The sequence below is a fragment of the Streptomyces tagetis genome (assembly GCF_018069565.1).
Taxonomy (GTDB): Bacteria; Actinomycetota; Actinomycetes; order Streptomycetales; family Streptomycetaceae; genus Streptomyces; species Streptomyces tagetis.
In genome coordinates this window covers 408,163-434,009 of sequence record NZ_JAGPNL010000002.1, presented here as the reverse complement: position 1 = coordinate 434,009, position 25,847 = coordinate 408,163, and the positions used below count along the sequence as shown (strand labels likewise).

The window sequence follows — 25,847 nt, the reverse complement described above, 5'->3', positions numbered from 1 at the left end:
CGTCAGCGGTACAGGTGCGTGCCCGGGATGGCGTGCGGATCGTCGCGGATCTCGGCGGTGTTCGTCTCGGGCAGGAACCACGCGCTGGCGAAGGTGATCAGGCCCATGACCATGATGTAGACGGCGACCGGTACGGTGCTCCCGGTCTCCGCGATGAGCGCTGTCATGAGGAACGGCGTGCCACCGCTGACGACGATCGCGGAGAGCTGGTAGGCCAGCGACGCGCCCGAGTAGCGGACGCTGGGCGCGAACAGCTCACCGAGGAAGCTCGCGATCGGACCGTAGGTGAGGCATTGGAAGACGAACCCCACCACCACCGCGACGAAGATCAGTGGCAGTGACGCGGTGTCGACGAGCCGGAAGTACGGGAAGGCCCAGACGGCAACACCGAGGCCACCGATGAGGATCAGCGGCCGGCGGCCCACCTTGTCCGAGAGGTGACCGGACCAGGGAAGGGTCACCAGCATCGCCGCGGAGCTCGCCAGCACGACCGCGAGCAGGAGGTCGCGCTCCAGCCCGAGCGAGTCGGTGCCGTAGCTCAGGAGTCCGGAGACGCTGACGTAGAAGAGGCTGTTGGTGGCCGAGAGGAGCCCGCAGCCGAGCAGGATGGTCCCCCACCGGGTTCGCACCACCTGGGCCAGCGGGGCCCGGCTCACCGCGCCCTCCGCACGTGACGCCTCCCGTTGCAGTTCGCGGAACTCCGGCGTGTCCTCCACCTTGGCCTGGATGTAGAGCACCACGAAGAACATCACCACGCTCGCCAGGAAGGGGACGCGCCAGCCCCAGTCGAGGAAGGCGTCGTCCGGCATCAGACCGCTGGCGGCCATGAAGATCAGGTTGGAGACGATCACGGCGACGGGGACGCTGGTCTGTCCGAAGGTTCCGGCGAAGCCACGCCGTTTGGGGCTGGCTGACTCGGTGAGCAGGAGCACGATGCCGCCCCACTGGCCGCCGGCCGCGAGTCCCTGGAGGAAGCGCAGTACGACCAGCAGTGTCGGGGCCAGCGCGCCGATGGTCGCCGCGCCGGGAAGGCAGCCGATCAGGAAGGTCGCCGCCCCCATGAGCGCCAGGCAGGTGACGACGACCGGCTTGCGCCCGTACTTGTCGCCGAGATGTCCGGCGAGCACCCCGCCGATCGGCCGCGCCACGAAGCCCGCCCAGAACGTGCTGAAGGCGAGGAGGGTCCCCGTCAGGGCCGAGGAGTGCGGGAAGAACACACGGGGGAAGACCAGCGCGGCCGCGGTGCCGTAGAGGAAGAAGTCGTACCACTCGATCGAGCCGGCGATGAGCCCCGCGGCCAGCAGCTTGCGGGAGGCGCGGCGCCCGGTCGTGGACAAGTCGGCTCCAAGGGGCTCGGATCGCCCCTCGGGCTGAGTGCTCGGGGTTGTCATGCGTGCCGCCTTCGTCGATGACGCGGAAGGTGATGGCGGTCACATTAAGGCGCCGCTACCCTGTGGGTGAGGTGTACATCTCACACACCTCGCGCCGAGCTGGTGGGCCTTTCTTGCACCTGACGCCGAGGAGGGAGGGCACCTTGACCGGCAACCCGGCCGACGGGGCGGAGTCGTACTCGCTCGTGCGCCGGCAGCGCGAACTGGCGTCGTTGTACGCGACCGCCAAGTCCCTCACCGCGCTCGGCGAGTTGGACGAGGTGCTGCGGTCGATCGTCCGCCACGCCCACGATCTGACCGGTACGGACTTCACCTACCTGTCCCTGGTCGGCGCGGACGGCGGGCTGTCGGCCCGAGCGTCGGAGGGGACGATCTCCGCCTCCTTCCTCGCGGCGGGGATACCGGCCGGCGTGGGCCTCGGCGGCAAGGTGCTGGCCTCGCGGAGCCCGCACTGGGTGCGCAACTACGCCGCCGCGACCCTGATCGAGCACGATCCGGGCTTCGACCGCCTGGTCGTCACCGAAAGACTCGTCGCGCTCCTCGGTGTCCCCCTGGTCATCCGCGGTGAGGCGGTGGGCGCCCTGTTCGCCGGGGACCGCTCCGAACGCTCCTTCCAGGCCGACGAGATCGCGCTGCTGAGCGCCTTCGCCGACCATGCCGCGGTCGCCCTCGACAACGCCCGTCTCTACGAGGCGAGCCGGACCTCCCTGCACGAACTGCGCATCGCCTACCGCAAGATCGAGAAGCACGTGGCGGTGATGCAACGGGCGCAGGCGATCCACGAAGCCCTGACCGGTGTGGTGCTGGCGGGCGGGACACCCGGCGACGTGGCGCAGCTCCTCGCCGATCAACTGGGCGGCGGCATCACCCTCCTCGACAGGACCGGTGCCGCGCTCGTGCGCCGGACCTCGGCGGCGAGCCCGTGCGACGCGCCCCCGGAGACGGACCTGACCGACGCCGTCCGCGACGCTCGCAGCTCGGGCCGCTGCACGACCTCGGTCACCTCCGCCGGAGTCGCCCGGAGCGTGGCCGCGATCCAGGCAGGCGACAACCACCTGGGCGCGCTGGTGTGGAGCCAGGCGGCGGCCGGCCGCCAAGGCGCCCCGGACGAGGCGGACCTGCGCACGCTCGAACGGGCCACGCACATCCTGGGCCTGCTCATCCTCAAGGAGCGGGCCGTCGTCGAGGCGAGCGAGCGATTGAGCGGAGAGCTGCTGACCGAGCTGATGGTCGGCGGCCCCGGGATCAGCCCGGCCCAGCTCGCCCGCGCCCGTGCCCGCGACATCGACGCCGGCCACCTGGATCTGGTCCTCGTCGCCGACTCCCCCGCGCTGTCGCCGGTCGACCTCTACCACCATCTGCGCGACATCGCCCGGGACCACCGCGGACTGGCCGGCGAGCATCTGGGGAGGGCCACGATGCTCCTCCACAGCGTCGACGACGAGCGGACCGTCGAGGAGGTCCACCGCCGGCTGCGGCGCACGGTGGGCGGTCCCGTCCTGGCCGTCGGCGAACGGGTGGTCCATCACGACTGGTCACGCGCCTTCTCCCTGGCCAGTCGCTGCGGTGCGGTGATGCGGGCGATCGGGCACACCGATCTGGGCGCCACGACGGGTCGTTACGCCCTGTACGCCATGCTCTTCGACACCGAACGGGTCCACGAACTCGATCGTTTCCTCTCCGTCTCGATCGGCCCGCTCCTCGACTACGACCGGCGACGCGGCACCCATCTCGTCGACACCCTCAGCGCCTACTACGCCCACCAGGCCAATGTCGCGGCGACCGCACGCGCGTTGTACATCCACGTCAACACGCTGCTGAAGCGACTGGACCGCGCCGGCGCCGTCCTCGGCCTGGACTGCCGCCAGGGCAACGACCTGGAACTGCGAATCGGGCTCAGACTCCACCAACTGCGCGTGAGCGCCGCCGGCTTGCCGTGAGCCCGCCGCGCCGTCCGCGCACCGCGGTTCAGACGGTACGTGCCGACTCCCGCAGGGCCTTCTTCGACAGCTTGCCGGTGCCCGTCTTGGGCAGTTCCGTCATGAAGACGAACTCGTCGGGCAGCCACCACTTGGCGACCATCGGCGTGAGGTGCCGCACGAGGTCGTCGGCCGTGGCCGCGCCGCCGTCGCGCAGGACCACGTAGGCGACGGGGCGCTCCGTCCAGCGCGGGTGGGGCCGGGCGATCACGGCGACCTCGACGACGTCGGGGTGGGAGGCGATGGCGGACTCGAGTTCGACCGAGGAGATCCATTCGCCGCCGGACTTGATCAGGTCCTTGATCCGGTCCACGAGCCGCAGGTATCCGTCGGCGTCGATGGTGGCCAGGTCTCCGGTGCGCAGCCAGCCGTCGTCGGTGAAGCTGTCATCCGCCCGCACCCGGAAGTAGCCGCCCGCCACCCAGGCGCCGGCCACCTGTAGTTCGCCGACGGCGTGGCCGTCGCGCGGCAGTTCCCGGCCTGTCTCGACGTCGACGATCCGCAGGTTCACCAGTGGCAGGGGCTGGCCCTGGGCGGCCCGTACGGCGACCCGCTCCTGCGCGGTCGCCTCCCGGTGCTGGGTACGCGTACCGCCGATGGCCCCGACGGGGCTGACCTCCGTCATCCCCCAGGAATGGGTGATCGGTACGCCGATGGCGGCACGGTAGGTCTCCGCCAGCGCCGGGGGAACGGCGGAGCCGCCCCCGAGCAGGAAGCGGGTGGCGCTCAAGTCGTAGGCCCCCAGCTCGGGAACGAGGCTCGTCCACACCGTGGGAACGGCACCGGCGACGGTCACCCGCTCGGTCTCCCACAGCCGCAGCAGATGAGCGGGGTCCGTGGAAGGGCCGGGCAGGACCAGGGAGGCGCCCGCCATCATCGCGCCGTAGGGAAGCCCCCAGGCGTTGGCGTGGAAGAAGGGCACGATCGGCATCACGACGTCGCTCTCGCCCAGGCCGATGAGCCCGGCCGCCAGCGTCCCGAGGCAGTGCAGAACCGTCGAGCGGTGGCTGTAGAGCACGCCCTTGGGCGGTCCGGTCGTCCCGGAGGTGTAGCAGAGCCCGGAGGCCAGGTTCTCGTCCGCGAGCACGAACGTGTCCTCGAACGAGCCCGTGAACGGATCACCGCCGGAGATCAGCTCGTCGTAGTGCACGATGCGGGGGTCCGCCGGAATCGCCGCGTCGCTGCCGTCGGGGAGCACCACCCAGTGCCGCACCCGGGGCAGGTGGCCGACGCTCCGCCAGATGAGCGGGAGGAGTCCGCGGTCGACGAACACCACGTCGTCCTCGGCGTGGTTGACGATGTAGGCGAGATGGTCCGAGGAGAGCCGGATGTTGATCGTGTGCAGCACCCGCTTGGTCGCGGGCACCGCGCAGTAGATCTCCAGGTGACGCCGGGTGTTGCGGGCGAAGGTGGCGACCCGGGCGCCGACCGGGACGCCGAGGGAGTCCAGTGCGGTGGCGAGGCGCCGCGTGTGATCCGCCACCTCGGCGTAGGTGAGCCGCTCGACGCCGGCGGTCGCGACGTGCTTGTGCGCGAAGAGCCGTTCGGCGCGCTCCAGGATGTGCGCGATGGTCAGCGGCCGTGGCTGCATCAGCCCGTACGGGGTGTCGCTCGCCCCTCCCTCCCTCAGCACCGGGAACCACCCCCGGCGCGGAGGGGCCGGCCGGCGGTGACGGTGGCGACGCGGACCTGATCAGGCATGGCTCTCCTCGTGCGGTCGCCGGGTCTGCCCCGGGTGACGGGTACGGATCGAGAGGGGCGTGAAGGCTCCGGGCCGTGACCTCTCGCCGCGGCCCGCGCCGTGTGCCGCACGTCACCCTAGGCGGGCCTCCGGAACGGGGAGAGGGGGGAATCTCCCACTCGTTCACCCGTTTCGGCGGCGGTTCCTCACACCGCGGCGCCACCGACCCGCCACGCCACCCCACGCCACCCCACGCCACCGCCACGTCACCGGTACGGCCGGTTCGGCGACGGGCCGGCGGTGGTACCCGGCCTCGCGTGAGGCGCCCACGGTGTGCCGGGCACTGTGCACAGACCGGATCCGAGAGTGCTGTGACCGGATATGTCGCCGGTGCGATGTGGATGACGCTGTACGGCATGACCAGCCTCACCACCCCACCGACGCAGGCAGCCGCCGACGCGATCACCCCCGAGGTCCTGCGCGCCACGATGGGCGCGTTCTGCTCGGGCGTCGTCGTCGTCACCGCACTGGACGACCGGCTCGACGGCACGCCCCTGGGCTTCACCTGCCAGTCCTTCGTGTCGCTTTCGTTCGACCCGCCGCTGATCTCCGTCAGCCCGGCCCGGACCTCCACGACCTGGCCCCGCATCCGTGAGGTCGGCCGGTTCGCCGTCAACGTCCTGGCCGACGACCACGCCGACCTGTCCAACCGGTTCGCCCGGTCCGGGAGCGACAAGTTCGCCGGGATCGACTGGACACCGTCACCCAACGGATCTCCCCTCCTCGGGGGTGTCAGCGCCTGGGTGGAGTGCACCATGTGGCGCGAGTACGACGGAGGCGACCACACGGTCGTCCTCGGCGAGGTCACCGCGCTCGGCCACGACATCGAGCGGAACCCGCTGCTCTACTACCGCGGGGCCTATCCGCGCGCGGACTGGCGAGCGTCCTGATGAGCGGCGCGGAGCAGACCGGCGGAGCGCTCAAGGTCACCGCGGTCCTGGCCAGTCCGCACGGGAGCGGCTCGACGGCAGCCGCGGTCGACGCCGTTCTGGACGGGTGCCGCGACGCCGGGGCCGTCTGCACCCTCGTGGACCTGCGTGACGGCGCGGCCGACGGGTTCGCCGGCGCCCGGGAGGCGATCGAGGAGGCCGACGCCGTCGTGTTCGCCTCCCCCACCTACCGCGCCACCCACACGTCCCTGCTCGCCTCGTTCCTGGAAGGCGTCGAGCGCGGCGCGCGGTTCGAGACCCGGGCTCCCCTGCGGGGCAAGGCGACCGCCGTGGTGATGACCGGCGCGGCCCCCGAGCACTTCCTGGCGACGGAGAGACTGCGGGCCACCCTCGCCTCCTTCTACGCCGTCCAGGTGCTCTCACCGTCACTGTTCCTCACTCGGAGCGCCTTCGGCCCGGACGCGTCACTGACCCCGGACGCGGCCGGAACGGCCGTCCTGCACGGACGCGCTCTCGTGGATCTGGCGGCCGCGTGCCGGGCGAGCGGGAACATCGCCCTGCTCAAGCCGCTCGTGTGACCAGTGACGCCGTCGGCGCCGGGAACTCCCGGCCCGGCCGTCCTCGAACCAGCAGGGAGAACGCGTACATGACCACGAAAGTCGAACTCGTCGAGGTCGGTCCCCGCGACGGCCTCCAGAACGAGAGGAAGCCGCTCGACGTCGACACCCGGGTCGACCTCATCACGCGTCTGGTCGCCCGAGGTGCCCGGCGCATCGAGGCGGTCAGCTTCGTGCGGCCCGACCGCGTTCCGCAGATGGCCGGGGCCGAGGAGGTCATGGCGAAGGTGCCGCGGGACCCCGAGGTGTCCTACATCGGTCTGGTCCTCAACCGACGTGGTGCCGAGCGGGCCGCACGGACGTCGTGCACCGAGGTCAACATCGTCGTCCCCGTGACCGACGCCTTCTGCCTGCGGAACCAGAACCTCACCGTCGAGGCGATGCTCGACCACGCGTCCGCCGCGTCGCAGGTCGCCCGTGACGCCGGTATGCGGGTGAGCCTGACCCTCGCGGTGGCGTTCGGGTGTCCGTTCTCCGGGCCGGTCTCCGTCGACCAGGTCGAAAGGGTGCTGGCGCGGGCGGCCGAGAGCCGGCCGGACGAGATCGCGTTCGCCGACACCATCGGCGTCGGCGTCCCCCGCCAGGTTCGTGCGCTGGCCGCGCTCGCGGCCACCGACGCGCGTATCCGCAAGCTCCGTTTCCACTTCCACAACACGCGCAACACCGGCTATGCGAACGCCGTCGCAGCCGCTCGCCTCGGTCCGGCCGGCGGGGCGGTCCCGGGCAGAGTCGTCGCCCTGGACGCTTCGGTCGGCGGGTTCGGCGGCTGCCCGTTCGCGCCCGCCGCCACCGGAAATATCGCCACCGAGGATCTCGCCTACCTCCTGCGCGGAGAAGGCGTGCCCCTGCTCGGTCCCGGCGTCCCCGACCTGGAGGGCCTCGCCCGGGTCGGGTCCTGGCTCGGCGACCGGCTCGGCAGCCCGCCGCAGGGTCTGCTCGTCCGGGCGGGCGACTTCACCCCGGCCACCCGGGCGGGCGACGGGTCCACCACCGAGGACTGACGCGGCGTCATCCCCGACCCTCCCGCGACCGACAAGGAAGGCACCGAGAATGAGCTCGGCAGGCAAGACACCACACCGTCCCCACACCTCGGCCGACACGCTGCCGCTGGCAGGCTTCCGTGTCATCGAACTCGGCAACTTCATCGCCGCCCCCACCGCGGGTCGCCTGCTGGCCGACTTCGGCGCCGAGGTCATCAAGATCGAGCGGCCCCGCACCGGTGACGAACTCCGGAACTGGCGCCTGTTCGCGGGCGACACCTCGATGCTGTACCGCACCATCAACCGGAACAAGAAGTCGGTCGAGCTCGACCTGCGGACGGACGACGGCCGCGTCTCGGTCCTCGAACTGGTCTCCTGTTCCGACGTCCTGATCGAGAACTTCCGCCCCGGCACCCTCGACACGTGGGGACTGACCCCGCAGGCGCTCACCGCGGCCAACCCCGAGCTGGTCGTGGCACGCGTCTCCGCCTACGGTCAGACCGGCCCGCTCGCCCCCCGGCCCGGGTTCGCCGCCGTCGCGGAGGCATTCGGCGGGCTGCGGGAACTCGTCGGCGACAGCGACCGGCCGCCCTCGCGTGCCGGCGTGTCCATCGGTGACTCCATCGCCGGCCTCTACGCGGCGTTCGGGGTCGTCATGTCGCTGCTGGACCGCGGCAACCGCAAGCAGCGGGGCCGCCGGCCCTGGACGCCCGTCGAACGGCACGTCGACGTCGCGCTCCACGAGGCGGTCTTCTCGATGATGGAGTCCCTCGTCCCCGACTACTCCGCCCACGGTGTCCTCCGGGAGCGCACGGGCGGCCGGGTGCAGGGCATCGCTCCGTCGAACGCCTACGTCTGTTCCGGCGGCGACTCCGTCGTCATCGCGGGCAACGGCGACGCCATCTTCGTCCGCTACATGGAGGCCATCGGCCGCCCCGACCTGCGCGACGACCCGGGTCTGGCGACCAACGACGGACGCTGGGCCCGACGCGACGAACTCGACCGTGCCATCGAGGCGTGGACCAGCCGGCGTCCCCGTGACGAGGTGCTGGCCGTCCTGGCCGCGGCCGGGGTGCCCGCCGGACCGATCTACACCGCCAAGGACATCGTCGACGACGAGCAGTTCGCGGCCCGCGGCATGGTGCAGACACTGCCGGTCGACGTCGGCGGGGAAGTGCGCGACGTGATGTTCCCGGGGATCGTGCCGGTGCTGGACCACCGGTCCGTCCCGGTCTCCCGTCCGGGCCCGGACCTCGGCGAACACACGCACGAGGTGCTCTCCGAGCTTCTCGCACGCCCGTGCGGCTGCCGGGCGTGTCTGGAGGCGATGGCCGAACTCGGCGACGGCGCCGTGCAAGATGCCGCACGGAGCGACTCGGCCGACCGCCGTGCCCGGTCCACGCGCACCTGACCCCGTACGCCCCTCACCGAGATGGAGCGCACCCATGACACAGATCTCCCGAGCCACCCCTCCGTCCACGAACACGCCGGACCGCTCCGAGGGCGGCGGTGATGTCGGCACCCTGCGTGACATCTCCCGGCGCGTGCTCTGGCTTTCGGCCGCCATCGTCGACGCCGCCAATCGCGGGCGCCCGAACAGGACCGGCATCAAGGTCGGCGGGCACCAGGCGTCCTCCGCGTCGATGGTCGACATCATGGTCGCCCTGTGGTTCCACCACCTGACCAGTCTGGACCGGGTGTCGGTCAAACCGCACGCGTCGCCCGTCCTGCACGCGATCAACTATCTCCTGGGCGACCTGGACCCGAAGTACCTGACGACGCTCCGGGCGAAGGGGGGCCTCCAGTCCTACCCGTCACGCACCAAGGACCCCGACACGGTCGACTTCTCCACCGGGTCGGTCGGCATCGGCGCGACGGCGGCCCTGTGGGCGGCCGTCTCGCACCGCTACCTCGCCTCCCAGTTCCCCGACACACCCCCCGCGGGCCGCTTCGTGAGCCTGCTCGGCGACGCCGAACTCGACGAAGGCGCCATCTGGGAGGCGGTGGCGGACCCGCAGGTGGCGAAATTGGGCGAGCTGCTGTGGGTCGTCGACCTGAACCGGCAGTCGCTGGACCGGATCGTGCCCGACATGCAGATCGAGCGGCTCCAGGGCATGTTCACCGCCGCCGGCTGGCAGGTCGTCGTCCTGAAGTGGGGGCGCGTCATCGGTGAGCTGTTCGCCCGCCCGGGTGGCGAGGAACTGCGGAGCCGTCTGGAGGGGATGCCGAACGAGGAGTATCAGCGGATGCTCCGGGCCGACTCCTCGGAGATCGCCGAGCGCATCGTCGGAGAGACGGGCTCGGCGGAACTGACGGCACTGCTGGACTCGCTGACCGCGGATCAGCTCACCGCGGCGGTGAGGGACCTCGGCGGGCACGACCTCGGGCTCCTGGTCGACACCTTCGACGCGGTCGACGCGCACCGGCCCACGGTCGTGTTCGCCTACACCGTCAAGGGACGCGGGCTGCCGACCGAGGGCCACCCGAACAACCACTCCGCGCTCCTGACCGAGGCGCAGATGCGGTCGCTGGCACAGTCCTGCGGGGCCGGCCTCGAAGACCCGTGGCGCGTGTTCGAGCCCGGCACGGCGGCGGCCGAGTGGTGTTCCCGCCGCGGTGAGCTGCTGCGGCGGACTCCGTACGCGCCGTCCGCGCCCCTCTCGGTTCCGGCGTCGCTCGGGCATCCGCACCGCAAGCCCGCCTCGACCCAGGCCGCGCTCGGCCGGCTCCTGGCCGATCTGGTCCGGGATGCCCCGGAAACCGCCGCCCGGGTGGTGACGTGCAGTCCCGACGTCGCCTCCTCGACGAACCTCGGTGGCTGGATCAACAAGACCGGCGTGTGGTCGGTCACCGAACGGTTCGACTGGTTCGCCGATGACGCCGAGCGCGTCCTGCGGTGGTCGGAGGTCCCCAACGGGCAGCACATCCAGCTCGGGATCGCCGAGGTCAACCTGGTGTCGCTCGCCGGTGAGCTGGGCGCGACGTGGTCCCGGTGGGGCCGGCGGCTCATTCCCATCGCGACCCTGTACGACCCGTTCGTCTCCCGGGCCCTGGAACCCTGGAGCTACGGCATCTACGCGGGCGGCCAGTCGATCCTGGTCGGGACCCCGTCCGGAGTGACCCTGGCTCCCGAGGGCGGCGCCCACCAGTCCGTCACGACACCGTCGATCGGTCTGGAGCAGCCGTCCTGCGTCGCCTGGGAACCGGCCTTCGCCCAGGACCTGGAATGGTGCTTCCTGCACGCGATGAACCGGGTCGGCGTCCCCGGCGGCACGTCGGCCTACTTCCGGCTCTCGACCCGCCCCGTCGACCCCGCCCTCGCCCAGGTCCCGCAGGACCCGGCGCTGAGGGAGCGGCGACGCCTCCAGGCGGTCGCCGGCGGCTACCGCCTCCCGTCCCCGAGCCCGGCGGACGAGCAGATCACCCTGGTCGGTGTCGGGGCGATGATGCCGGAGGTGATCGCGGCGGCCGACGCCCTGGCGGGCCTGGGCGTCGGCGCCGGGGTCGTCTGCCTCACCAGCCCCGACCTGGTCTTCCGCTCGTTCCAGCAGCGTGGGGCCCGCACGGCCGGTGGCGGGTCGGACATCATCGACGAGCTCTTCCCCCCGCTCCGTCCGGCGCCTCTGGTCACCGTCCTGGACGGCCACCCGCACACGCTGTCCTACCTCGCGGGGGCACGGGGTGACCGCATCCGGTGTCTGGGGGTGAGCGAGTTCGGGCAGTCCTCGGACCTGACCGACGCGTACGCACTGCACGGCATCGGGACCGACGCGATCATCGACGCGGCGCTGACCCTTCTCGGCCGGTAGCACGCCACCGATGCGGAGGACCACACAATGTCGGTATCGCCGGACGAAGCCGGCCCCCCGCGGGCCGCGGTGCCCGCCGGACGGGAGATCGTCGCCGTCGTCCTGACCTGGCGTGGCCGTGTGGGGCTGTTCAAGAGGAGCGGGGCCGTCGGCCACGACGCCGGGAAGTGGCACTGCATAAGCGGCTACGTCGACGCCGGCACCGGCCCCTACCGGCAGGCGGTCCAGGAGGTCTGGGAGGAGACCGGGCTGCGGTTCGCGGACATGGACGCCTTCGAGGCCGGTCCGACGCTGCGGCTCCCGGACGCGCACGACGGCCTCCCGTGGAGCGTGCACACCTTCCACGCGAACACCACCCGCAGGCGCGTCAGGCTGAACTGGGAGCACGTCGCCCACCGATGGGTCCGGCCGTGCGACGTGCCGCGTTTCTCCGGCCAGGTGGGCTGGCTGCGGGAGGTCCTCGCGGCCTTCGAGGAGTCCTGCCAGGCGCCCTGAGGGCGGCCTGGCAGGACTGGCGGGGAGCGCCGCCGGAGAAAGGGCGGGAGTCCTGGTCAACCATCCCGACAGGGATCGTCACGCCATCGCCATCCGCCATTGTCGTCGCCGTCGCCGTCGCCGTCGCCATTCGGTATGACCGTGGCCTTTGACATTTGCCCGTCTTTCGCCAGAATCCGCACAGAGCGGATAGTCGCTCTCCGCCGGCGGCTGCGTGGGGCATCACCGCGCATCTACGCTTGCGGCACTCATCACGTAGCTGATGTGCCCCGAAGGGGTTGCCATGGAATATCTGGCCTCTGCCTCGGTGATCAAAACGCAGAGCCTGGAAGAGGCCCGCGAGGCGGTCACCAAGATCTACCTGCCTCACGATCTGGTCGGCCCCCAGGACGCGATGAACATGCGCCTGAACGCCCTCACCGACCGGCACATGACATTGGGCTACCTGACCTATCAGGCCGAAGCCGAACTCACCATGCCGGCGACCGAGCACTGCTATCACGTCAACCTCACCATCGTCGGTGAGACGAAGGCGTCCCGCAGTGACGGCGGCCGTGAGGTCACGGTGGGCGGCCGGCGCGGGGTGGTGCTCTCCCCGGTCCAGACGAACAGGGTGTCCTGGACCCCCGAGGCGGAGCAGCTCATCCTGAAGATTCCGAGGACCAGCCTCGAATCACATCTCTCGGACCTGATCGGCAAGCCGGTCACCGAGGTCGTCGACTTCGATTTCGGCCTCGACCTGACCACCAGTTCCGGCCGTGCCCTGCTGAGGGCGGTGCAGTTCCTCGCGACCGAACTCGACAAACCCGCCGGCCTGGCGGAGATGCCGCTCGCGCGTGAACAACTCGAGGCGTATGTCCTCACCTCGCTGCTGCACGCGGGCAGGCACCAATTCAGTGACGCGCTCTCCGGGAACGAGGACGTGCGCCGCCTGGGCCGGCTGTCCACCGTGGTCTCCTACATCGAGGAGCACGCGAACGGCGAGATCACCCCGGAGGTCCTCGCGCGCGTCGGCTGCGTCAGCGTCCGCACCCTCCACGCCGCTTTCCAGGAGCAGCTCGGCGAGTCCCCCATGGCGTACGTACGCCGTATCCGGCTGAGCAAGGCCCGAGCCGAATTGCTGCGCAGTGACCCGCAGAAGACCCGGGTGGCGGACGTGGCCATGCGGTGGGGGTTCTTCCACCAGTCGCGGTTCGCCCAGCAGTACCGGGACCAGTTCAACGAACTGCCTTCCGTCACACTCCAGCGCTGACACCCCGCGTTCCTGTGCGCCCGGCCCTTGGGCCGGGCGCACTTCGTCATGCTCGCGCACCGGCGATATCGGCCGCGTATCCGTCAACCCTGCGCTGAATGGCCCTTATACGTCAGCGAAGGGATAGGAGCCCGGCGCCGCCGTTCCTAGCGTTCGGTGTGAAGTCAGCGACATCCCGACTCACTCCCGAGGAGACCGAACGACATGGCTCCCCCCTCCTCCGCATACGAGACGTTCAAGCTTTTCATCAATGGCGAGACCGTCGACGCCGTCTCCGGAAAGACCTTCGCCTCACTCAATCCCTATACCGGACAGCCGTGGGCGACGATCGCCGACGGCGGCCCGGAGGACATCGACATCGCCGTGCGGGCCGCGCGGGCCGCGTTCGAAGGCGAGTGGGGCGCGAAGAGCGGTTTCGAGCGCGCCGCCGTCATGCGGAACATCGCCGACGCCATCAGCGCGAACGCCGAACGGCTCGCACTGCTGGAGGTGCGCGACTCCGGCAAGCTCATGCGCGAGATGATCGGCCAGCTCAAGGGCCTCGGCACCTGGTACACGTACTACGCCGGGCTCGCCGACAAGCTGGAGGGCAAGACCGTCCCGGCCCTGAACCCCCAGACCTACTTCGGCTACACGCTCCGGCAGCCCGTGGGGGTGGTCGGCGCCATCACCCCGTGGAACAGCCCCCTGCTGCTTCTGACGTTCAAGCTCGCGCCGCTCCTCGCGGCGGGGTGCACCTGTGTGGTGAAACCGTCCGAGCACTCGCCCGCCTCGACGGTCGCGTTCGCCCAGATCCTCACCGAAGCCGGCCTGCCCCCCGGGGTCCTGAACGTCGTCACCGGCTGGGACCGCTCCACCGGCGAGGCCCTCGCGGCGCACCAGGGCGTCGACAAGGTCGCGTTCACCGGCTCGACCGCGACCGGTGCGAAGGTGGCACAGGCGGCGGTGGCGAACATCAACAAGGTGACCCTGGAGCTGGGCGGGAAGTCACCGCAGATCGTCTTCCCCGACGCCGACCTGGACGCCGCGGCCAACGGCGTCATCGCCGGCGTGTTCGCCGCTACCGGGCAGACGTGCATGGCCGGGTCCCGGCTCATCGTGCACGAGTCGGTCAAGGACGAACTGGTCGCCAAGGTCGTCGAGCGCGCCAACGCCATCAAGCAGGGCGATCCCACGGAGGCCGGGACCGAGATGGGGCCGGTGGCCAACCGTCCCCAGTACGAGAAGGTCCTCGGTTTCCTCGCGGGCGCGAAGGCCGAGGGGGCGACCATCGCCTGCGGCGGCGAACCCAACGCCGACCTCGGCGGCCTGTTCATCCGGCCGACCGTGGTGCTCGCCGACCCCGAGAAGACGATCGTGCGCGAGGAGGTGTTCGGCCCGGTCCTGGCCGCCTACACCTTCACCGACGAGGACGAGGCCGTCGCCCTGGCCAACGACACGCCGTACGGCCTGGCGGGTGCCGTGTGGACCAAGGACGTGCACCGGGCGCACCGGGTGGCCGCCGCCGTACGCGCCGGCACGATCTGGATCAACGCCTACCGGGTCGTCACGCCGAACATGCCCTTCGGTGGCTTCGGACTCTCCGGCATCGGCCGCGAGAACGGGACCGACGCGGTCGACGAGTACCTGGAGAACAAGTCCGTCCTGGTCGAGCTGACCGGCGGGTCCCGCGATCCCTTCACGATGGGCTGATCCCGCCCTCCCCCCCCTTGCCCCGCGCTCCCGTCCCTGCGGGCCGCGCCTGTGCCCATTCCCGCCCGAGCACGACTTCCCGCGTGCGGGGCGAACCGGAGAACCAAGGAGAACGACATGACGCTCAGCGCGAACGAGAGGCTCGGACTCGCCGCCACCGACCCGCGTCCCGACAGCGAGACCCGGCCGGTCCAGGACCGCCGGGAGACCAACCCGCTCCTCAACGACCAGCCGATGAAGCTCGGCCTGTTCGGCACCAACTGCTCCTACGGCCTGATCATGTCCCACGCGCCCTCGTCGTACGAGATCACCTGGGAGCACACGAAGTCCATCGCCCGGCAGGCCGACCGGATGGGCCTGGAGGTCATGGTGCCCGTCGCGCGCTGGAAGGGCTTCGGCGGCTCGACGAACTTCAACGGCAACTGCTTCGAGACCTACACCTGGGCCGCCGGCCTCGCCGAGGCCACCGAGAACATCGCGATCGCGGCGACCTCGCACCTGCCGACCGTGCACCCCATCGTGGCGGCCAAGGCGGCGACCACGATCGACCGGATCTCCGGTGGCCGGTTCGCCCTCAACCTGGTCATGGGGTGGGTTCCGCCGGAGATGGAGATGTTCGGCGGCGAGCAGCGTCAGCACGACGAGCGGTACGCGTTCGGACAGGAGTGGATCGAGTACGCGATGCGCCTGTGGTCCGAGCAGGGCAGCTTCGACGTCGACGGAGCGTACTTCCAGGGCCGGGACGTGGAGTCCTACCCGAAGCCGCACCAGAGCCCGAACCCGGTGCTGCTGAACGCGGGCAACTCGCCCGCCGGCATCGACTACTCGGCCCGCAACGTCGACATCAACTTCGCGAGCCTCGACACGCTGGAGAACATCAAGACCTACACCGAGACCGTCCGCAACAAGGCGCGCGACGAGTACCGGCGTGCCATCGACGTGATGACCTACGGCCTGGTGGTCGTCCGCGACACCGAGAAGGAGGCGAAGGCGGCCTTCCAGCAGGTCGTCGACGAGGGCGACTGGGGAGCCGCGGGCAACGTCATCAAGATCGCGCTGTCCGGGGCGAGCCAGTCGTTCGACCACGCCAGGGAGATGTCGGAGCGCTTCATCGCCGGCTGGGGCGGCTACCCGCTGGTCGGCACCCCCGAGCAGGTCGTCCAGGGCATGAAGGAGCTCAACGAGGCCGGCATGGGCGGCATGATCATGGGCCTGATCGACCCCGACCAGGAACTCCCGATGTTCAGGGACGAGGTCCTGCCCCTCATGGTCGAAGCGGGCATCCGGCACTAGCCGCGGCGGTCGGCAGGTGGTCGTGCCGGTGCCGGACACGGCCACCGGCGTACGGGGCGGCGGCTGAGCCCGCCGTCCGTCCCCCCTCGTCCCCGTGCCCACGCCCCCCGTCGTCCGCGTGCCCACGCGCCCCCCGGACCCCCTCGACCGGCCGGGAGGAAGGGCCGGTGAAGGCGGGGGGCCGCCGTTTCCCGTTCACCTGTGCGGCCGTCACAGGTGACCGTCGGTGCCGCAAGGCCGATACTGCTGGAAGGAGTGCTCCGGATTTACCGTGTCCGCCCGTCCGGGTTGCCCGATGACCGCCGAATCGTCCGCGTGAGACCGGTGTCGGTGCCGTCGGGCACCGCGTCCGACCGTCGTGAACCGCCGAGATCAACACCCGCCGTCACCTGTCCTGACCAGTGAGGACACAGGTCGCGGCCACCCTGTTCCGATCGCCAGGAGGTACTCATGAAGATGCTCATCAACGTCGCCGAGACCGTGGTCGCGGACGCCCTGCGGGGTATGGCGGCGGCCCATCCCGAGCTGACCGTGGACGTCGAGAACCGGGTGATCCTCCGCCGGGACGCGCCCGTGGCCGGAAAGGTCGCGCTGGTCTCCGGCGGCGGTTCCGGGCACGAGCCGCTGCACGGCGGTTTCGTGGGGCCCGGGATGCTGTCGGCCGCCTGTCCCGGGGAGGTGTTCACCTCGCCGGTGCCCGACCAGATGGCGCGGGCCGCGGCGGCCGTGGACAGCGGCGCCGGGGTGCTGTTCGTGGTGAAGAACTACACCGGGGACGTGCTCAACTTCGACATGGCCGCCGAGCTGGCCGAGGACGAGGGGATCAGCGTCGCCAAGGTGCTCGTCGACGACGACGTGGCGGTGACCGACAGCCTCTACACGGCCGGCCGGCGCGGCACGGGGGCCACCCTGTTCGTGGAGAAGATCGCGGGCGCGGCGGCGGAGGAGGGCCGGCCGCTGGAGCAGGTGGAGGCCGTCGCCCGCCGGGTCGACGAGAACTCCCGCAGCTTCGGGGTGGCGCTGGCCGCCTGCACCACCCCCGCCAAGGGCAGCCCCACCTTCGACCTGCCGCCGGGCGAGCTGGAACTCGGCATCGGCATCCACGGCGAGCCGGGCCGGGAACGGCGGCCGATGATGACCTCGGGCGAGATCGCCGACTTCGCCGTCGACGCCCTCCTCACCGACCTGCCGCCCCGCAACCCGGTGCTCGTGCTGGTCAACGGCATGGGCGCGACACCGCTGCTGGAGCTGTACGGCTTCAACGCCGAGGTGCAGCGAGTCCTCGCCGCGCGTGGCGTGGCCGTCGCCCGCACCCTCGTCGGCAACTACGTGACCTCGCTCGACATGGCGGGCGCCTCGGTCACCCTGTGCCAGGTCGACGAGGAGCTGCTCTCCCTGTGGGACGCGCCGGTGAGCACGCCCGGCCTGAGGTGGGGCATGTGAGCGCGGACGGCGCGTCCCTGGCAGCCCCACCCGAGAGGCAAGGAGATCCCGTGCTCGACGCCGACTTCTTCCGCCGCTGGATGACGGCCTGCGCCGCCTCGGTCGAACGTGAGGCGGACCGGCTGACCGCCCTCGACTCGCCCATCGGCGACGCCGACCACGGCACCAACCTCCAGCGCGGTTTCCGGGCCGTGACCGCCGCGCTGGAGAGGGAGGCGCCCACCACCCCCGGCGCGGTGCTGACGCTGGCCGGGCGGCAGCTCATCTCCTCGGTCGGCGGCGCCTCGGGGCCCCTGTACGGGACGCTGCTGCGCCGTACCGGCAAGGCGCTGGGCGACGCGGCCGAGGTGAGCGAGGAGCAACTGGCCGAGGCGCTGCGCGCGGGCGTGGACGCGGTCCGGGCCCTCGGCGGGGCCGCGCCGGGCGACAAGACCATGGTCGACGCGCTGGTGCCCGCGGTGGAGGCCCTCTCCACGTCCTTCGCCGCGGCGAAGGACGCCGCCGACGAGGGTGCCATCGCCACCACCCCGATGCTGGCCCGCAAGGGCCGGGCGAGCTATCTCGGCGAGCGCAGCGTCGGGCACCAGGACCCGGGGGCGACGTCGTCGGCGCTGATCGTCGCCGCGCTGGAGGAGGCGGACGGTGAGTGACGGGAAGCTGGTCGGCATAGTCCTCGTGTCGCACAGTGCCGAGGTGGCCGCGTCGGTGGCCGGCCTGGCGAAGGGGCTGGCGGGCGGTGACGTGTCCGTGCCCATCGCGCCGGCGGGGGGTACCGCGGCAGGCGGGTTCGGGACCAGTTCGGAGCTGGTGTCGGCCGCCGCCGCCTCCGTCGACCGGGGCGCGGGGGTCGCGGTCCTCGCCGATCTCGGCAGCGCGGTCCTCACGGTCAAGGCGCTCCTCGCCGAGGGCGACGAACTGCCCGACGGGACGCGTCTGGTGGACGCGCCCTTCGTCGAGGGGGCGGTGGCCGCCGTGGTCACCGCCGCGACCGGCGCCGACCTCGCCGCCGTGGAGGCCGCGGCGGCGGAGGCGTACGCCTACCGGAAGGAATAGGCGGCCCCGGGGGCCGTCAGCCGCCGGCCACGAACCTGCGGGCCAGTTCCTCCCCCGCCTCCTCGGCCGCGCTCCGGTCCTCGATGGGCCTGACCTCGCTGTCCTTGAAGACGATGTACGTGACGTCCGAGGCCGCCCCGCCCGAGCGCGGGTCGGCCGGGATGCCGAGGCCCTCGGCGGTGGCGTAGGACGCCTCGCCGATGACGTCGCGGGGGCCGATGTCGCCGACGACGGCGTAGCGCACCCGGTCGCCGTGGACGACGGCGGCGACGGACCCGCCGTGGACGCCGTGCTCGCGGTGGTCCCAGATGCCGCTGGGCTCGGGGACGACGATGTACGGCAGGGTCTCGGCGTCCAGCGGGCCGCCGTCGGAGGCGGAGTAGGCCGTGGCGGGGCTGAAGTCGGGGTCGGTGCCGAGGTTGCAGCGGGCGCCGGGCCTGCCGTCGCAGTCGATGTCCAGGTCGGCCTTCCAGAAGACGGCCTCCGGGGTGCCGCAGACCGGGATGTCCGCGGGCCTGCCGGCGTCGCTGCGGTAGTGGCCGTGGGAGACGGGGTCGCACGCGCGTACCCGGGCCAGCAGGTCGGCGGCGGTGACGGCCCTCTCCTCGTCCTCCCGCGGCTGCTCGGGCTCCGGCGTTCTCGCCGCCGGGCCGGGTCCCGCGGCGCCGGGGCGCGGGACCGGGGGGCGTTGGCGTCCGCCGCGGCCGGGGCGCAGGGGGTCCCTCTCCGGCCGGGGTCCGGCCTCGGCCACGGTGGGGTGCGGGGGCTGCGGTCCGCCGGGCCGGGGCGCCGCGAAGGCGCCGGGGACGGACGTGGGGGCGAGCAAGGCGGCGCCGGCCGCGATCAGCGTCAGCGAGTGGACACGCACGTCGTGGGGGCCTCTCCTGGGGGACAAGGTCGAACGCTCGGCCCCATCTGTGCCCCGGAATCGTCCGCGTGGTCACCCCCACAGGGCCAGACGGTGCACATGCCGGGAGGAGTGTGGAGGTCGGGACGGGGGCGGACGGGCCGGAGCCGGTCTCGGTCCCGGCCCGCCCGACCGCCCGCGCCGGCGCGGGAGTGCGACGACAGCGGTCCGCGCCGTCGGCCGAACTCCCCCGCACGTCACGGGAGTTCGACCGTCAGTTCCCTCAGCATACGTAACCCTTCCGGGTGGGCACCAACGGCGACCCCCTTGATGTGATCGCGTCACCCCGTCATATTGGTCCGGACCATTCCCGTCTGGCTGCCCGGGAGGCAGAACCGTGCGAGGCGTCCCCGTTCCCGCTGTCCCGTCCGCCGGCCCGGCGCCGCGCCGCCGCGCCGCGCTCCGGCCGGTCCTGATCGGCGGCGTCCTCGCCCTGGTCACCTCGTGCGGCTGGGGCGTCTCCGGCGAGGACGGGGGCCGGCTCCCCGCGGCCCCGACCGGCGTCACCGCCGACGCCGGCAGCGCGACCAGCGTGCACGTCATGTGGAACGCGATCGAGGGCGCCGAGGTCTACGAGGTGTACCAGGGCACCACCAAGGTGAAGGAGGTGCCGGCCTCCGACCGGATGGTCGACGTGACCCGCCTCGCCCCCTCCACCGGCTACGTCTTCTCGGTACGGGCGCGGGACGCCGACGGCAGGCTCGGCCCGCCCAGCGCGGAGGTGCGGGCGACCACGCCCGCCGCCGTCGCCGCGGACGGCTCCCCGCCGACCCGCCCGGAGAAGGCCGAGGGCCGCACGGCGGGCAGCCGCGCGGTCCAGCTCTCCTGGTCCGCCGCCACCGACGACCAGGGGGTGACCTCGTACGACGTCCACCAGGGCGGTACGAAGATCCACAGCGTGGGCGGGGGCCAGACGGCGACCGTCGTCACGGGGCTGCGGCCGGGCACCCGCTACGAGTTCACCGTCCGGGCGCGCGACGCCGCCGGCAACCTCTCCCCCGACAGCCCGCCCGTCCGCCTGACCACCCCCGGCTCCGACGACGGCCGGGCCACCGCCCCCACCGGCCTGCGCGCCGCGACGCACCGGGAGGACGGCGCGTACCAGATCGACCTCTCCTGGGTCCCGCCGCGGACCGACGGGGTGATCACCGAGTACGAGATCCAGCTCGACGGGCGCACGGCGACCTCCCTCGTCTACGGCGGCGACGCGCCGCGCGAGAAGGCCGAGTACAGCTTCTACGCGGGCACCGAGGCCGGTGTCACGCACCGGGTGCGGCTGCGGGCCAAGCTGCCCGACGGCACCTGGGGCGGCTTCTCGGCGGAGCGCACGGTGACGACGGGCGAGCAGGCGGGCGAGAAGGGGGACTGACCTCCCCGCGACCGGCGGCGAGGGCGCGTCACCTGGCCGGTGGCGCTCGGCATGCGGGCCCGGCCGCCGCCCTGTTGGCTTCCGTTGAGGCGGTACGGGCTCCCCGTCCTCGGCGGCGCCAGGGATGTGCCGCCGCCGTGCCGCCGGAGGGCAGTCCACATGCGCATCTCATCGTCCCTTCTCCGTTCCGGCCCGGCCGCGGCAGCCGTGGCGCTGCCCCTCGCCCTGGCCTCCCCGGCCGCCGCGGGCCCGGGGATCACCGTGAGCACCACCGCCTCCACCGTGTCGGTCACCACCACCGCCTGCGCCCAGCTCAACGGCAGTTGGGGCACCGCCTCGCTGCTCGGCGAGGGGCAGACGGACTTCGCCCAGGGCCGCCAGGTGGCGCTGTCGGGGACCGCGTCGGGCCAGTCGGCGGCCTGGTCGGGCATCACCCCGGGCACGTACACGGTGGTCGTCCTGTGCTCCAACAACAGCACGGCCGGCACCCAGACCGTCATCGTCTCCCCGCCCCCGTCGCCCTCGCCCTCGGTCTCGGTCTCCGCCTCCGCGCTGCCCGCGCCGTCGGCGTCGGCGTCGCCGCGCGGTGTGCTGGGCGGGATGGGCGGCGCCGTCAAGGACTACGGCACGGCGACCCTGGCGGCGGGCGGCGCGCTGGTCGGCGCGGGGGTCATCGCCGCCGCCTGGTTCCTGCGCCGGCGGGCGAAGCCGTACCGGTTCTGAGCGTGCCGAAAGGGGCGGGGACCTGCTCTCACTCCTCCGGCGAAGGGGTCGTACCGCGCGGGGTGCCGGGGGCGGCGGGCGGACCGGCGGGGCGGCCGTCCGGCAGTTCGGCGAATTCCGCGAGGGCGTGGCGGAGCCAGCTCGTCCAGAAGGTCTCCAGGTCGATGCCGGCCCGCAGCACCAGATGGCGCAGCCGGTCCTCGGCGCCGTCCTTGCCGGGCGGGAAGTCCCGCCGCTCGATCTCCTCGTACGTGGCCAACTGCCGTGCGTGCAGCTCCAGATGGCGCCTGAGGTCGGCCTCGACGCCGGTGGTGCCGACGACGGCGGCGGCCCGCAGCCGCAGCAGCATGGCGTCCCGCAGGGGCCTGGGGTCCTGGGGCTCGGCGGTCCAGCGGGCCAGTTCGGCGCGGCCCGCGGGCAGCACCTCGTAGCTCTTCTTCTGCCCGCGGGCGGGCTGTTCGGCGGGCAGCGCGCGGATCAGGCCCCGCGCCTCCAGCTTGCCCAGCTCGCGGTAGATCTGCTGGTGCGTCGCGGACCAGAAGTAACCGATCGACCGGTCGAAACGGCGGGTCAGCTCCAGCCCGGACGACGGCTTTTCGACCAGGGCGGTGAGGATCGCGTGCGGGAGTGACATGGGGCTCATCCTAGGGACCGCTGCCGCCGCCCCCGCCGCCCCGTCAGAGCGTCGCCGCCACTTCCGTGCCCTGCCGCACGGCGCGCTTGGCGTCGAGTTCGGCGGCCACGTCGGCGCCGCCGACGAGGTGCGCCGCGCGGCCCCGGGCGCGCAGTTCCTCGTGGAGCGTGCGCCGGGGCTCCTGGCCGGTGCAGAGCACGATGGTGTCCACCTCCAGCACGGTGCCGCGGCCGTCGACGGTCAGGTGCAGTCCGGCGTCGTCGATGCGGTCGTAGGTGACGCCCGGGATCATGGTGACGCCGCGGTGGCGCAGTTCGGTGCGGTGGACCCAGCCGGTGGTGGTGCCGAGCCCGGCGCCGACCTTGGTGGGCTTGCGCTGGAGCAGGTGGACGGTGCGCGGCGGCGCGGGCCGCTCGGGCGCGGCCAGTCCGCCGCGGGCGCGGTAGCCGGTGTCGACGCCCCAGCGGCGGAAGTACGCGGCGGGGTCCTCGTGCGCCCGGTCGCCGCCGTCGGTGAGGTAGGCGGCCACGTCGAAGCCGATGCCGCCGGCGCCGAGGACGGCGACCCGGCCGCCGACGGGGGCGCCGTCGCGCAGGACGTCCAGGTAGCCGAGGACGCTCGGGTGGTCGACACCGGGGATGTCGGGGACGCGCGGGGTGACGCCGGTGGCGACCACGACCTCGCCGTAGCCGTCCAGGTCGTCGGCGGTGACGGTGGTGTCCAGGCGGACGTCGACGCCGAGTTCGGCGAGGCGGGTGCGGAAGTAGCGCAGGGTCTCGTCGAACTCCTGCTTGCCGGGGACCACGCGGGCCACGTTGAGCTGTCCGCCGACCTCGCTCGCGGAGTCGAAGAGGGTGACCCGGTGGCCGCGTTCGGCGGCGGAGACGGAGCAGGCCAGTCCCGCCGGTCCGGCGCCGACGACCGCGATGTGCCGGCGCCGGCGGACCGGGGAGAGCACGAGTTCCGTCTCGTGGCAGGCGCGCGGGTTGACCAGGCAGGAGGTGATCCGGCCGCTGAAGGTGTGGTCCAGGCACGCCTGGTTGCAGCCGATGCAGGTGTTGATCGCCTCGGGCCGGCCGGCGGCGGCCTTGGCGACGAAGTCCGGGTCGGCGAGGAAGGGGCGGGCCATCGACACCATGTCGGCGGTGCCGTCGGCGAGCAGCCGCTCGGCGAGTTCGGGGGTGTTGATGCGGTTGGTCGTGACGAGGGGGACGGTGACCTCGCCCCTCAGCCGCCCGGTGACCCAGGTGTAGGCGCCGCGCGGCACGGTGGTGGCGATGGTGGGGACGCGGGCCTCGTGCCAGCCGATGCCGGTGTTGATGAGGGTGGCTCCGGCGGCCTCGACCGCGCGGGCGAGCGTGATCACCTCGTCGAGGGTGGAGCCGTCCGGGACCAGGTCGAGCATGGAGAGCCGGTAGATCAGGATGAAGTCCTCGCCGACCGCCTCGCGGACCCGGCGGACGATCTCCACGGGGAAGCGCATGCGGTTCTCGTACGAGCCGCCCCAGCGGTCGGTGCGGTGGTTGGTCCGGGCGACGAGGAACTCGTTGACGAGGTAGCCCTCGGAGCCCATGATCTCGACGCCGTCGTAGCCGGCCTCGCGGGCGAGGCGGGCGCTGCGGACGTAGTCCCCGATGGTCCGCTCGACCTCGGCGTCGGTCAGCTCGCGGGGGACGTGCGGGCTGATCGGGGCCTTCAGGGGGCTCGGCGCGACCAGGTCGGCGTGGTAGGCGTAGCGGCCGAAATGGAGTATCTGGAGGGCGATCCGGCCGCCCTCGCGGTGCACGGCCCCGGTGACGAGGCGGTGCCGTTCCGCTTCCTGGGGGGTGGTGAGTCTGGCGCCGCCTTCGTAGGGCCGGCCCTCGTCGTTGGGGGCGATGCCGCCGGTGACGATGAGTCCCGCTCCCCCGCGTGCCCGTGCGGCGTAGAAGGCGGCCATGCGCTCGAAGCCGCGCTCGGCCTCCTCCAGGCCGACGTGCATGGAGCCCATCAGGACCCGGTTGGGCAGCGTGGTGAAGCCCAGGTCCAGCGGGCTCAGCAGGTGCGGGTATCGGCTCATCGGGCCCTCCGTGCGCGGTGTGGTGCCTCTGTTGTAGAGGACGGCCACCCCCTTTTGCAACTAGTTGCAAAAGGGGGTGGCCCACACCGGCCCTCACACGGCCCGCGCGTCAGCGGGTTTCGAGCCGTACGTGCAGTTCCCGCTCCTGGTCGCCGGAGGCCGTGCTCAGGTCGCGCACGGCGAACAGGGAGTCCAGCGTGGCGCGGACCCGCTCGACGGCCCAGTAGCCGCCCTGCACGTCCGCGTCGACGGAGCGCCGCAGCCGGACGGGGCCGCGCTCGCCCTCGTGGACGTCGGCCACGTCGAAGGTGCCGAGCCAGACGGTCGGGCGCACCGCGTGGTACTCCCGGGGCGTCTCGCCCGCGCGCCGGTCGGAGGCGTAGGAGGCGCACAGGGCGTCGAAGACGGTACGGGCGTCCTCCGCGCCGCACCCGCTCAGCTCCACGGAGACGGACTCGGGATGCGCTTGGACGGCGTCCATGGCGATCGCTCCTCTCGTGACCGCGGCCCGGCCTCCCACCGCACCGCGCCGCCGCGACCCCCTCGTATCACCAGAAAAGCACCACGGGGACGGGAACACCAGCGGCACGGGCGGCCCGGCGGCCGGGTCCGGCCGCCGCTCGGGCTCAGCCGCGGGTGAAGCGGTACGTCTTGCTGTCGGTCAGCACGCAGAAGCCGGGGGAGACCACGATGACGCGCAGGGTGCCGGTGCGCCGGTCGTAGTCGATGCCCTCCGCCTCGAAACTCCCGGAGCAGGCGCTGCGCAGCGGCAACTGGCGCAGGGCGGTGACGCGGCCGGTGACGTCCCCGGCGCCGGTGGGCGCGGCGGACAGGTCGACCTGGAGCAGCGGCTTGGTCATGCCGAAGAGGCTGCCCTCGGGATCGTCCGAGGAGCACAGCAGGGTCGTCGCGTCCGAGAAGTCGCAGCCCTGGACGTCGCGGACGGGCCGGTCGAGGCGGACGGTGGCGACCCGCGGCAGGTCGGCGGAGGGCGAGGTGGCCGGGTTGGCGCCCGGGGTGGGGAAGACCAGCAGGCGGTCCATCGTGCCCCACTCGCCGGCCAGCATCCACTGGCTGTCCGGCGAGATGGCGACCCAGGAGTTGTTCCGCGCCTCGCCGGGGGCGAGCGTGTGCACGTACTCCGACCAGCGGCCGTCGGGGGTCTGGAGGCGGAACATCTTCGTGTTGCCGTCGTCGCGCTGGTAGGGCTCGACGTAGTGGCCCTGGTAGGAGGCGTCGGGGTCGCCGACGTGGTTCCAGCCGCGGGTGGCGAGGCCGAGGGGGATGGTGCCGATGCCGGTGTAGCGGTTGGGGCTGCCGGCGGGGACCTCGACGGAGGCCAGGCCCTGGCTCTCGGTCAGCGGGTCGGCGCGGTCGGAGCCGACCTCGTTCCAGACGTCGGCGGCGGGGGCGGCGAAGGCGGGCTGCGCGACGCAGAGGGCGGCGGCGGTGGCGAGGGCCGCGAGTCCGGTCAGGGCGGCGTGACAACGTTGCCGGGCACGCAGAGGCATGGCGGGGCT

22 protein-coding genes are annotated in these 25,847 nt (G+C 72.4%); 15 read left to right on the top strand and 7 right to left on the bottom strand.

What is annotated here, in order from left to right:
• Positions 1-2 precede the first annotated feature (2 nt).
• Complete coding sequence (locus J5Y05_RS10045; RefSeq protein WP_247614427.1) at positions 3-1,337, bottom strand: MFS transporter; 1,335 nt, start codon at positions 1,335-1,337, stop codon at positions 3-5.
• A gap of 197 nt (positions 1,338-1,534) precedes the next feature.
• Here J5Y05_RS10045 and J5Y05_RS10040 point away from each other — a divergent pair, with 197 nt between their 5' ends.
• The gene (locus tag J5Y05_RS10040) at positions 1,535-3,331 is read left to right on the top strand and encodes a helix-turn-helix domain-containing protein (protein WP_247614426.1); all 1,797 of its coding nucleotides are present in this window, start codon (positions 1,535-1,537) and stop codon (positions 3,329-3,331) included.
• A 28-nt stretch (positions 3,332-3,359) separates the two neighbouring features.
• Here J5Y05_RS10040 and J5Y05_RS10035 read toward each other — a convergent pair whose 3' ends face one another.
• Positions 3,360-5,003, bottom strand: coding sequence for a long-chain fatty acid--CoA ligase (locus J5Y05_RS10035; RefSeq protein ID WP_307853812.1), 1,644 nt, complete (start codon positions 5,001-5,003; stop codon positions 3,360-3,362).
• A 464-nt stretch (positions 5,004-5,467) separates the two neighbouring features.
• On the opposite strand from J5Y05_RS10035, the gene J5Y05_RS10030 reads away from it, so the two are divergent.
• From J5Y05_RS10030 to J5Y05_RS09975, 12 genes are all read left to right on the top strand, one after another.
• The gene (locus tag J5Y05_RS10030) at positions 5,468-6,001 is read left to right on the top strand and encodes a flavin reductase family protein (RefSeq protein ID WP_247614425.1); all 534 of its coding nucleotides are present in this window, start codon (positions 5,468-5,470) and stop codon (positions 5,999-6,001) included.
• On the top strand, positions 6,001-6,579 hold the full coding sequence (locus J5Y05_RS10025; protein WP_210870489.1) for a flavodoxin family protein: 579 nt from the start codon (positions 6,001-6,003) through the stop codon (positions 6,577-6,579). Before J5Y05_RS10030 ends, J5Y05_RS10025 begins: the two co-directional genes overlap by 1 nt.
• 68 nt (positions 6,580-6,647) lie before the next feature.
• A complete protein-coding gene (locus J5Y05_RS10020; protein WP_210870488.1) occupies positions 6,648-7,619 on the top strand; it encodes a hydroxymethylglutaryl-CoA lyase in 972 nt (323 codons plus the stop codon).
• A 49-nt stretch (positions 7,620-7,668) separates the two neighbouring features.
• Positions 7,669-9,009, top strand: coding sequence for a CaiB/BaiF CoA transferase family protein (locus tag J5Y05_RS10015; RefSeq protein ID WP_210870486.1), 1,341 nt, complete (start codon positions 7,669-7,671; stop codon positions 9,007-9,009).
• A gap of 34 nt (positions 9,010-9,043) precedes the next feature.
• Complete coding sequence (locus J5Y05_RS10010) at positions 9,044-11,407, top strand: thiamine pyrophosphate-binding protein (protein ID WP_210870484.1); 2,364 nt, start codon at positions 9,044-9,046, stop codon at positions 11,405-11,407.
• A 27-nt stretch (positions 11,408-11,434) separates the two neighbouring features.
• The gene (locus tag J5Y05_RS10005; RefSeq protein WP_210870482.1) at positions 11,435-11,902 is read left to right on the top strand and encodes an NUDIX domain-containing protein; all 468 of its coding nucleotides are present in this window, start codon (positions 11,435-11,437) and stop codon (positions 11,900-11,902) included.
• Positions 11,903-12,185: 283 nt separating this feature from the next.
• Positions 12,186-13,154 carry an AraC family transcriptional regulator gene (locus J5Y05_RS10000; RefSeq protein WP_210870480.1) on the top strand — a complete coding sequence of 323 codons (969 nt, stop codon included), beginning with the start codon at positions 12,186-12,188 and terminating at the stop codon, positions 13,152-13,154.
• 204 nt (positions 13,155-13,358) lie between these two features.
• Complete coding sequence (locus J5Y05_RS09995; RefSeq protein ID WP_210870478.1) at positions 13,359-14,846, top strand: aldehyde dehydrogenase; 1,488 nt, start codon at positions 13,359-13,361, stop codon at positions 14,844-14,846.
• 117 nt (positions 14,847-14,963) lie between these two features.
• Positions 14,964-16,139 (top strand): LLM class flavin-dependent oxidoreductase, encoded by a 1,176-nt coding sequence (locus J5Y05_RS09990; RefSeq protein ID WP_210870476.1) that lies wholly within the window; start codon positions 14,964-14,966, stop codon positions 16,137-16,139.
• Positions 16,140-16,589: 450 nt separating this feature from the next.
• Positions 16,590-17,582, top strand: coding sequence for a dihydroxyacetone kinase subunit DhaK (gene dhaK / locus J5Y05_RS09985; RefSeq protein ID WP_210870474.1), 993 nt, complete (start codon positions 16,590-16,592; stop codon positions 17,580-17,582).
• A gap of 50 nt (positions 17,583-17,632) precedes the next feature.
• Entirely contained in the window at positions 17,633-18,232 is a 600-nt protein-coding gene (dhaL, locus tag J5Y05_RS09980; protein WP_210870472.1) for a dihydroxyacetone kinase subunit DhaL, read from the top strand.
• A complete protein-coding gene (locus J5Y05_RS09975) occupies positions 18,225-18,635 on the top strand; it encodes a PTS-dependent dihydroxyacetone kinase phosphotransferase subunit DhaM (protein WP_210870470.1) in 411 nt (136 codons plus the stop codon). Before dhaL ends, J5Y05_RS09975 begins: the two co-directional genes overlap by 8 nt.
• Before the next feature lie 16 nt (positions 18,636-18,651).
• On the opposite strand, the gene J5Y05_RS09970 is transcribed toward J5Y05_RS09975, so the two are convergent.
• Positions 18,652-19,503, bottom strand: coding sequence for a glycoside hydrolase family 75 protein (locus tag J5Y05_RS09970; protein ID WP_210870468.1), 852 nt, complete (start codon positions 19,501-19,503; stop codon positions 18,652-18,654).
• A gap of 376 nt (positions 19,504-19,879) precedes the next feature.
• On the opposite strand from J5Y05_RS09970, the gene J5Y05_RS09965 reads away from it, so the two are divergent.
• Together J5Y05_RS09965 and J5Y05_RS09960 are read left to right on the top strand one after the other, a co-directional pair.
• A complete protein-coding gene (locus J5Y05_RS09965; RefSeq protein WP_210870466.1) occupies positions 19,880-20,911 on the top strand; it encodes a fibronectin type III domain-containing protein in 1,032 nt (343 codons plus the stop codon).
• Between the two features lie 159 nt (positions 20,912-21,070).
• Positions 21,071-21,634, top strand: a complete 564-nt coding sequence (locus J5Y05_RS09960; protein WP_210870464.1) for a hypothetical protein — start codon at positions 21,071-21,073, stop codon at positions 21,632-21,634.
• Positions 21,635-21,662: 28 nt separating this feature from the next.
• Here J5Y05_RS09960 and J5Y05_RS09955 read toward each other — a convergent pair whose 3' ends face one another.
• The 4 genes from J5Y05_RS09955 to J5Y05_RS09940 form a co-directional block, all read right to left on the bottom strand.
• On the bottom strand, positions 21,663-22,268 hold the full coding sequence (locus J5Y05_RS09955) for a PadR family transcriptional regulator (RefSeq protein WP_210870462.1): 606 nt from the start codon (positions 22,266-22,268) through the stop codon (positions 21,663-21,665).
• Positions 22,269-22,311: 43 nt separating this feature from the next.
• The gene (locus J5Y05_RS09950) at positions 22,312-24,327 is read right to left on the bottom strand and encodes an NADPH-dependent 2,4-dienoyl-CoA reductase (RefSeq protein WP_210870460.1); all 2,016 of its coding nucleotides are present in this window, start codon (positions 24,325-24,327) and stop codon (positions 22,312-22,314) included.
• Between the two features lie 109 nt (positions 24,328-24,436).
• Positions 24,437-24,808 (bottom strand): hypothetical protein, encoded by a 372-nt coding sequence (locus J5Y05_RS09945; RefSeq protein ID WP_210870458.1) that lies wholly within the window; start codon positions 24,806-24,808, stop codon positions 24,437-24,439.
• Between the two features lie 145 nt (positions 24,809-24,953).
• Entirely contained in the window at positions 24,954-25,838 is an 885-nt protein-coding gene (locus J5Y05_RS09940; RefSeq protein ID WP_210870456.1) for a hypothetical protein, read from the bottom strand.
• Between the last annotated feature and the right edge of the window lie 9 nt (positions 25,839-25,847).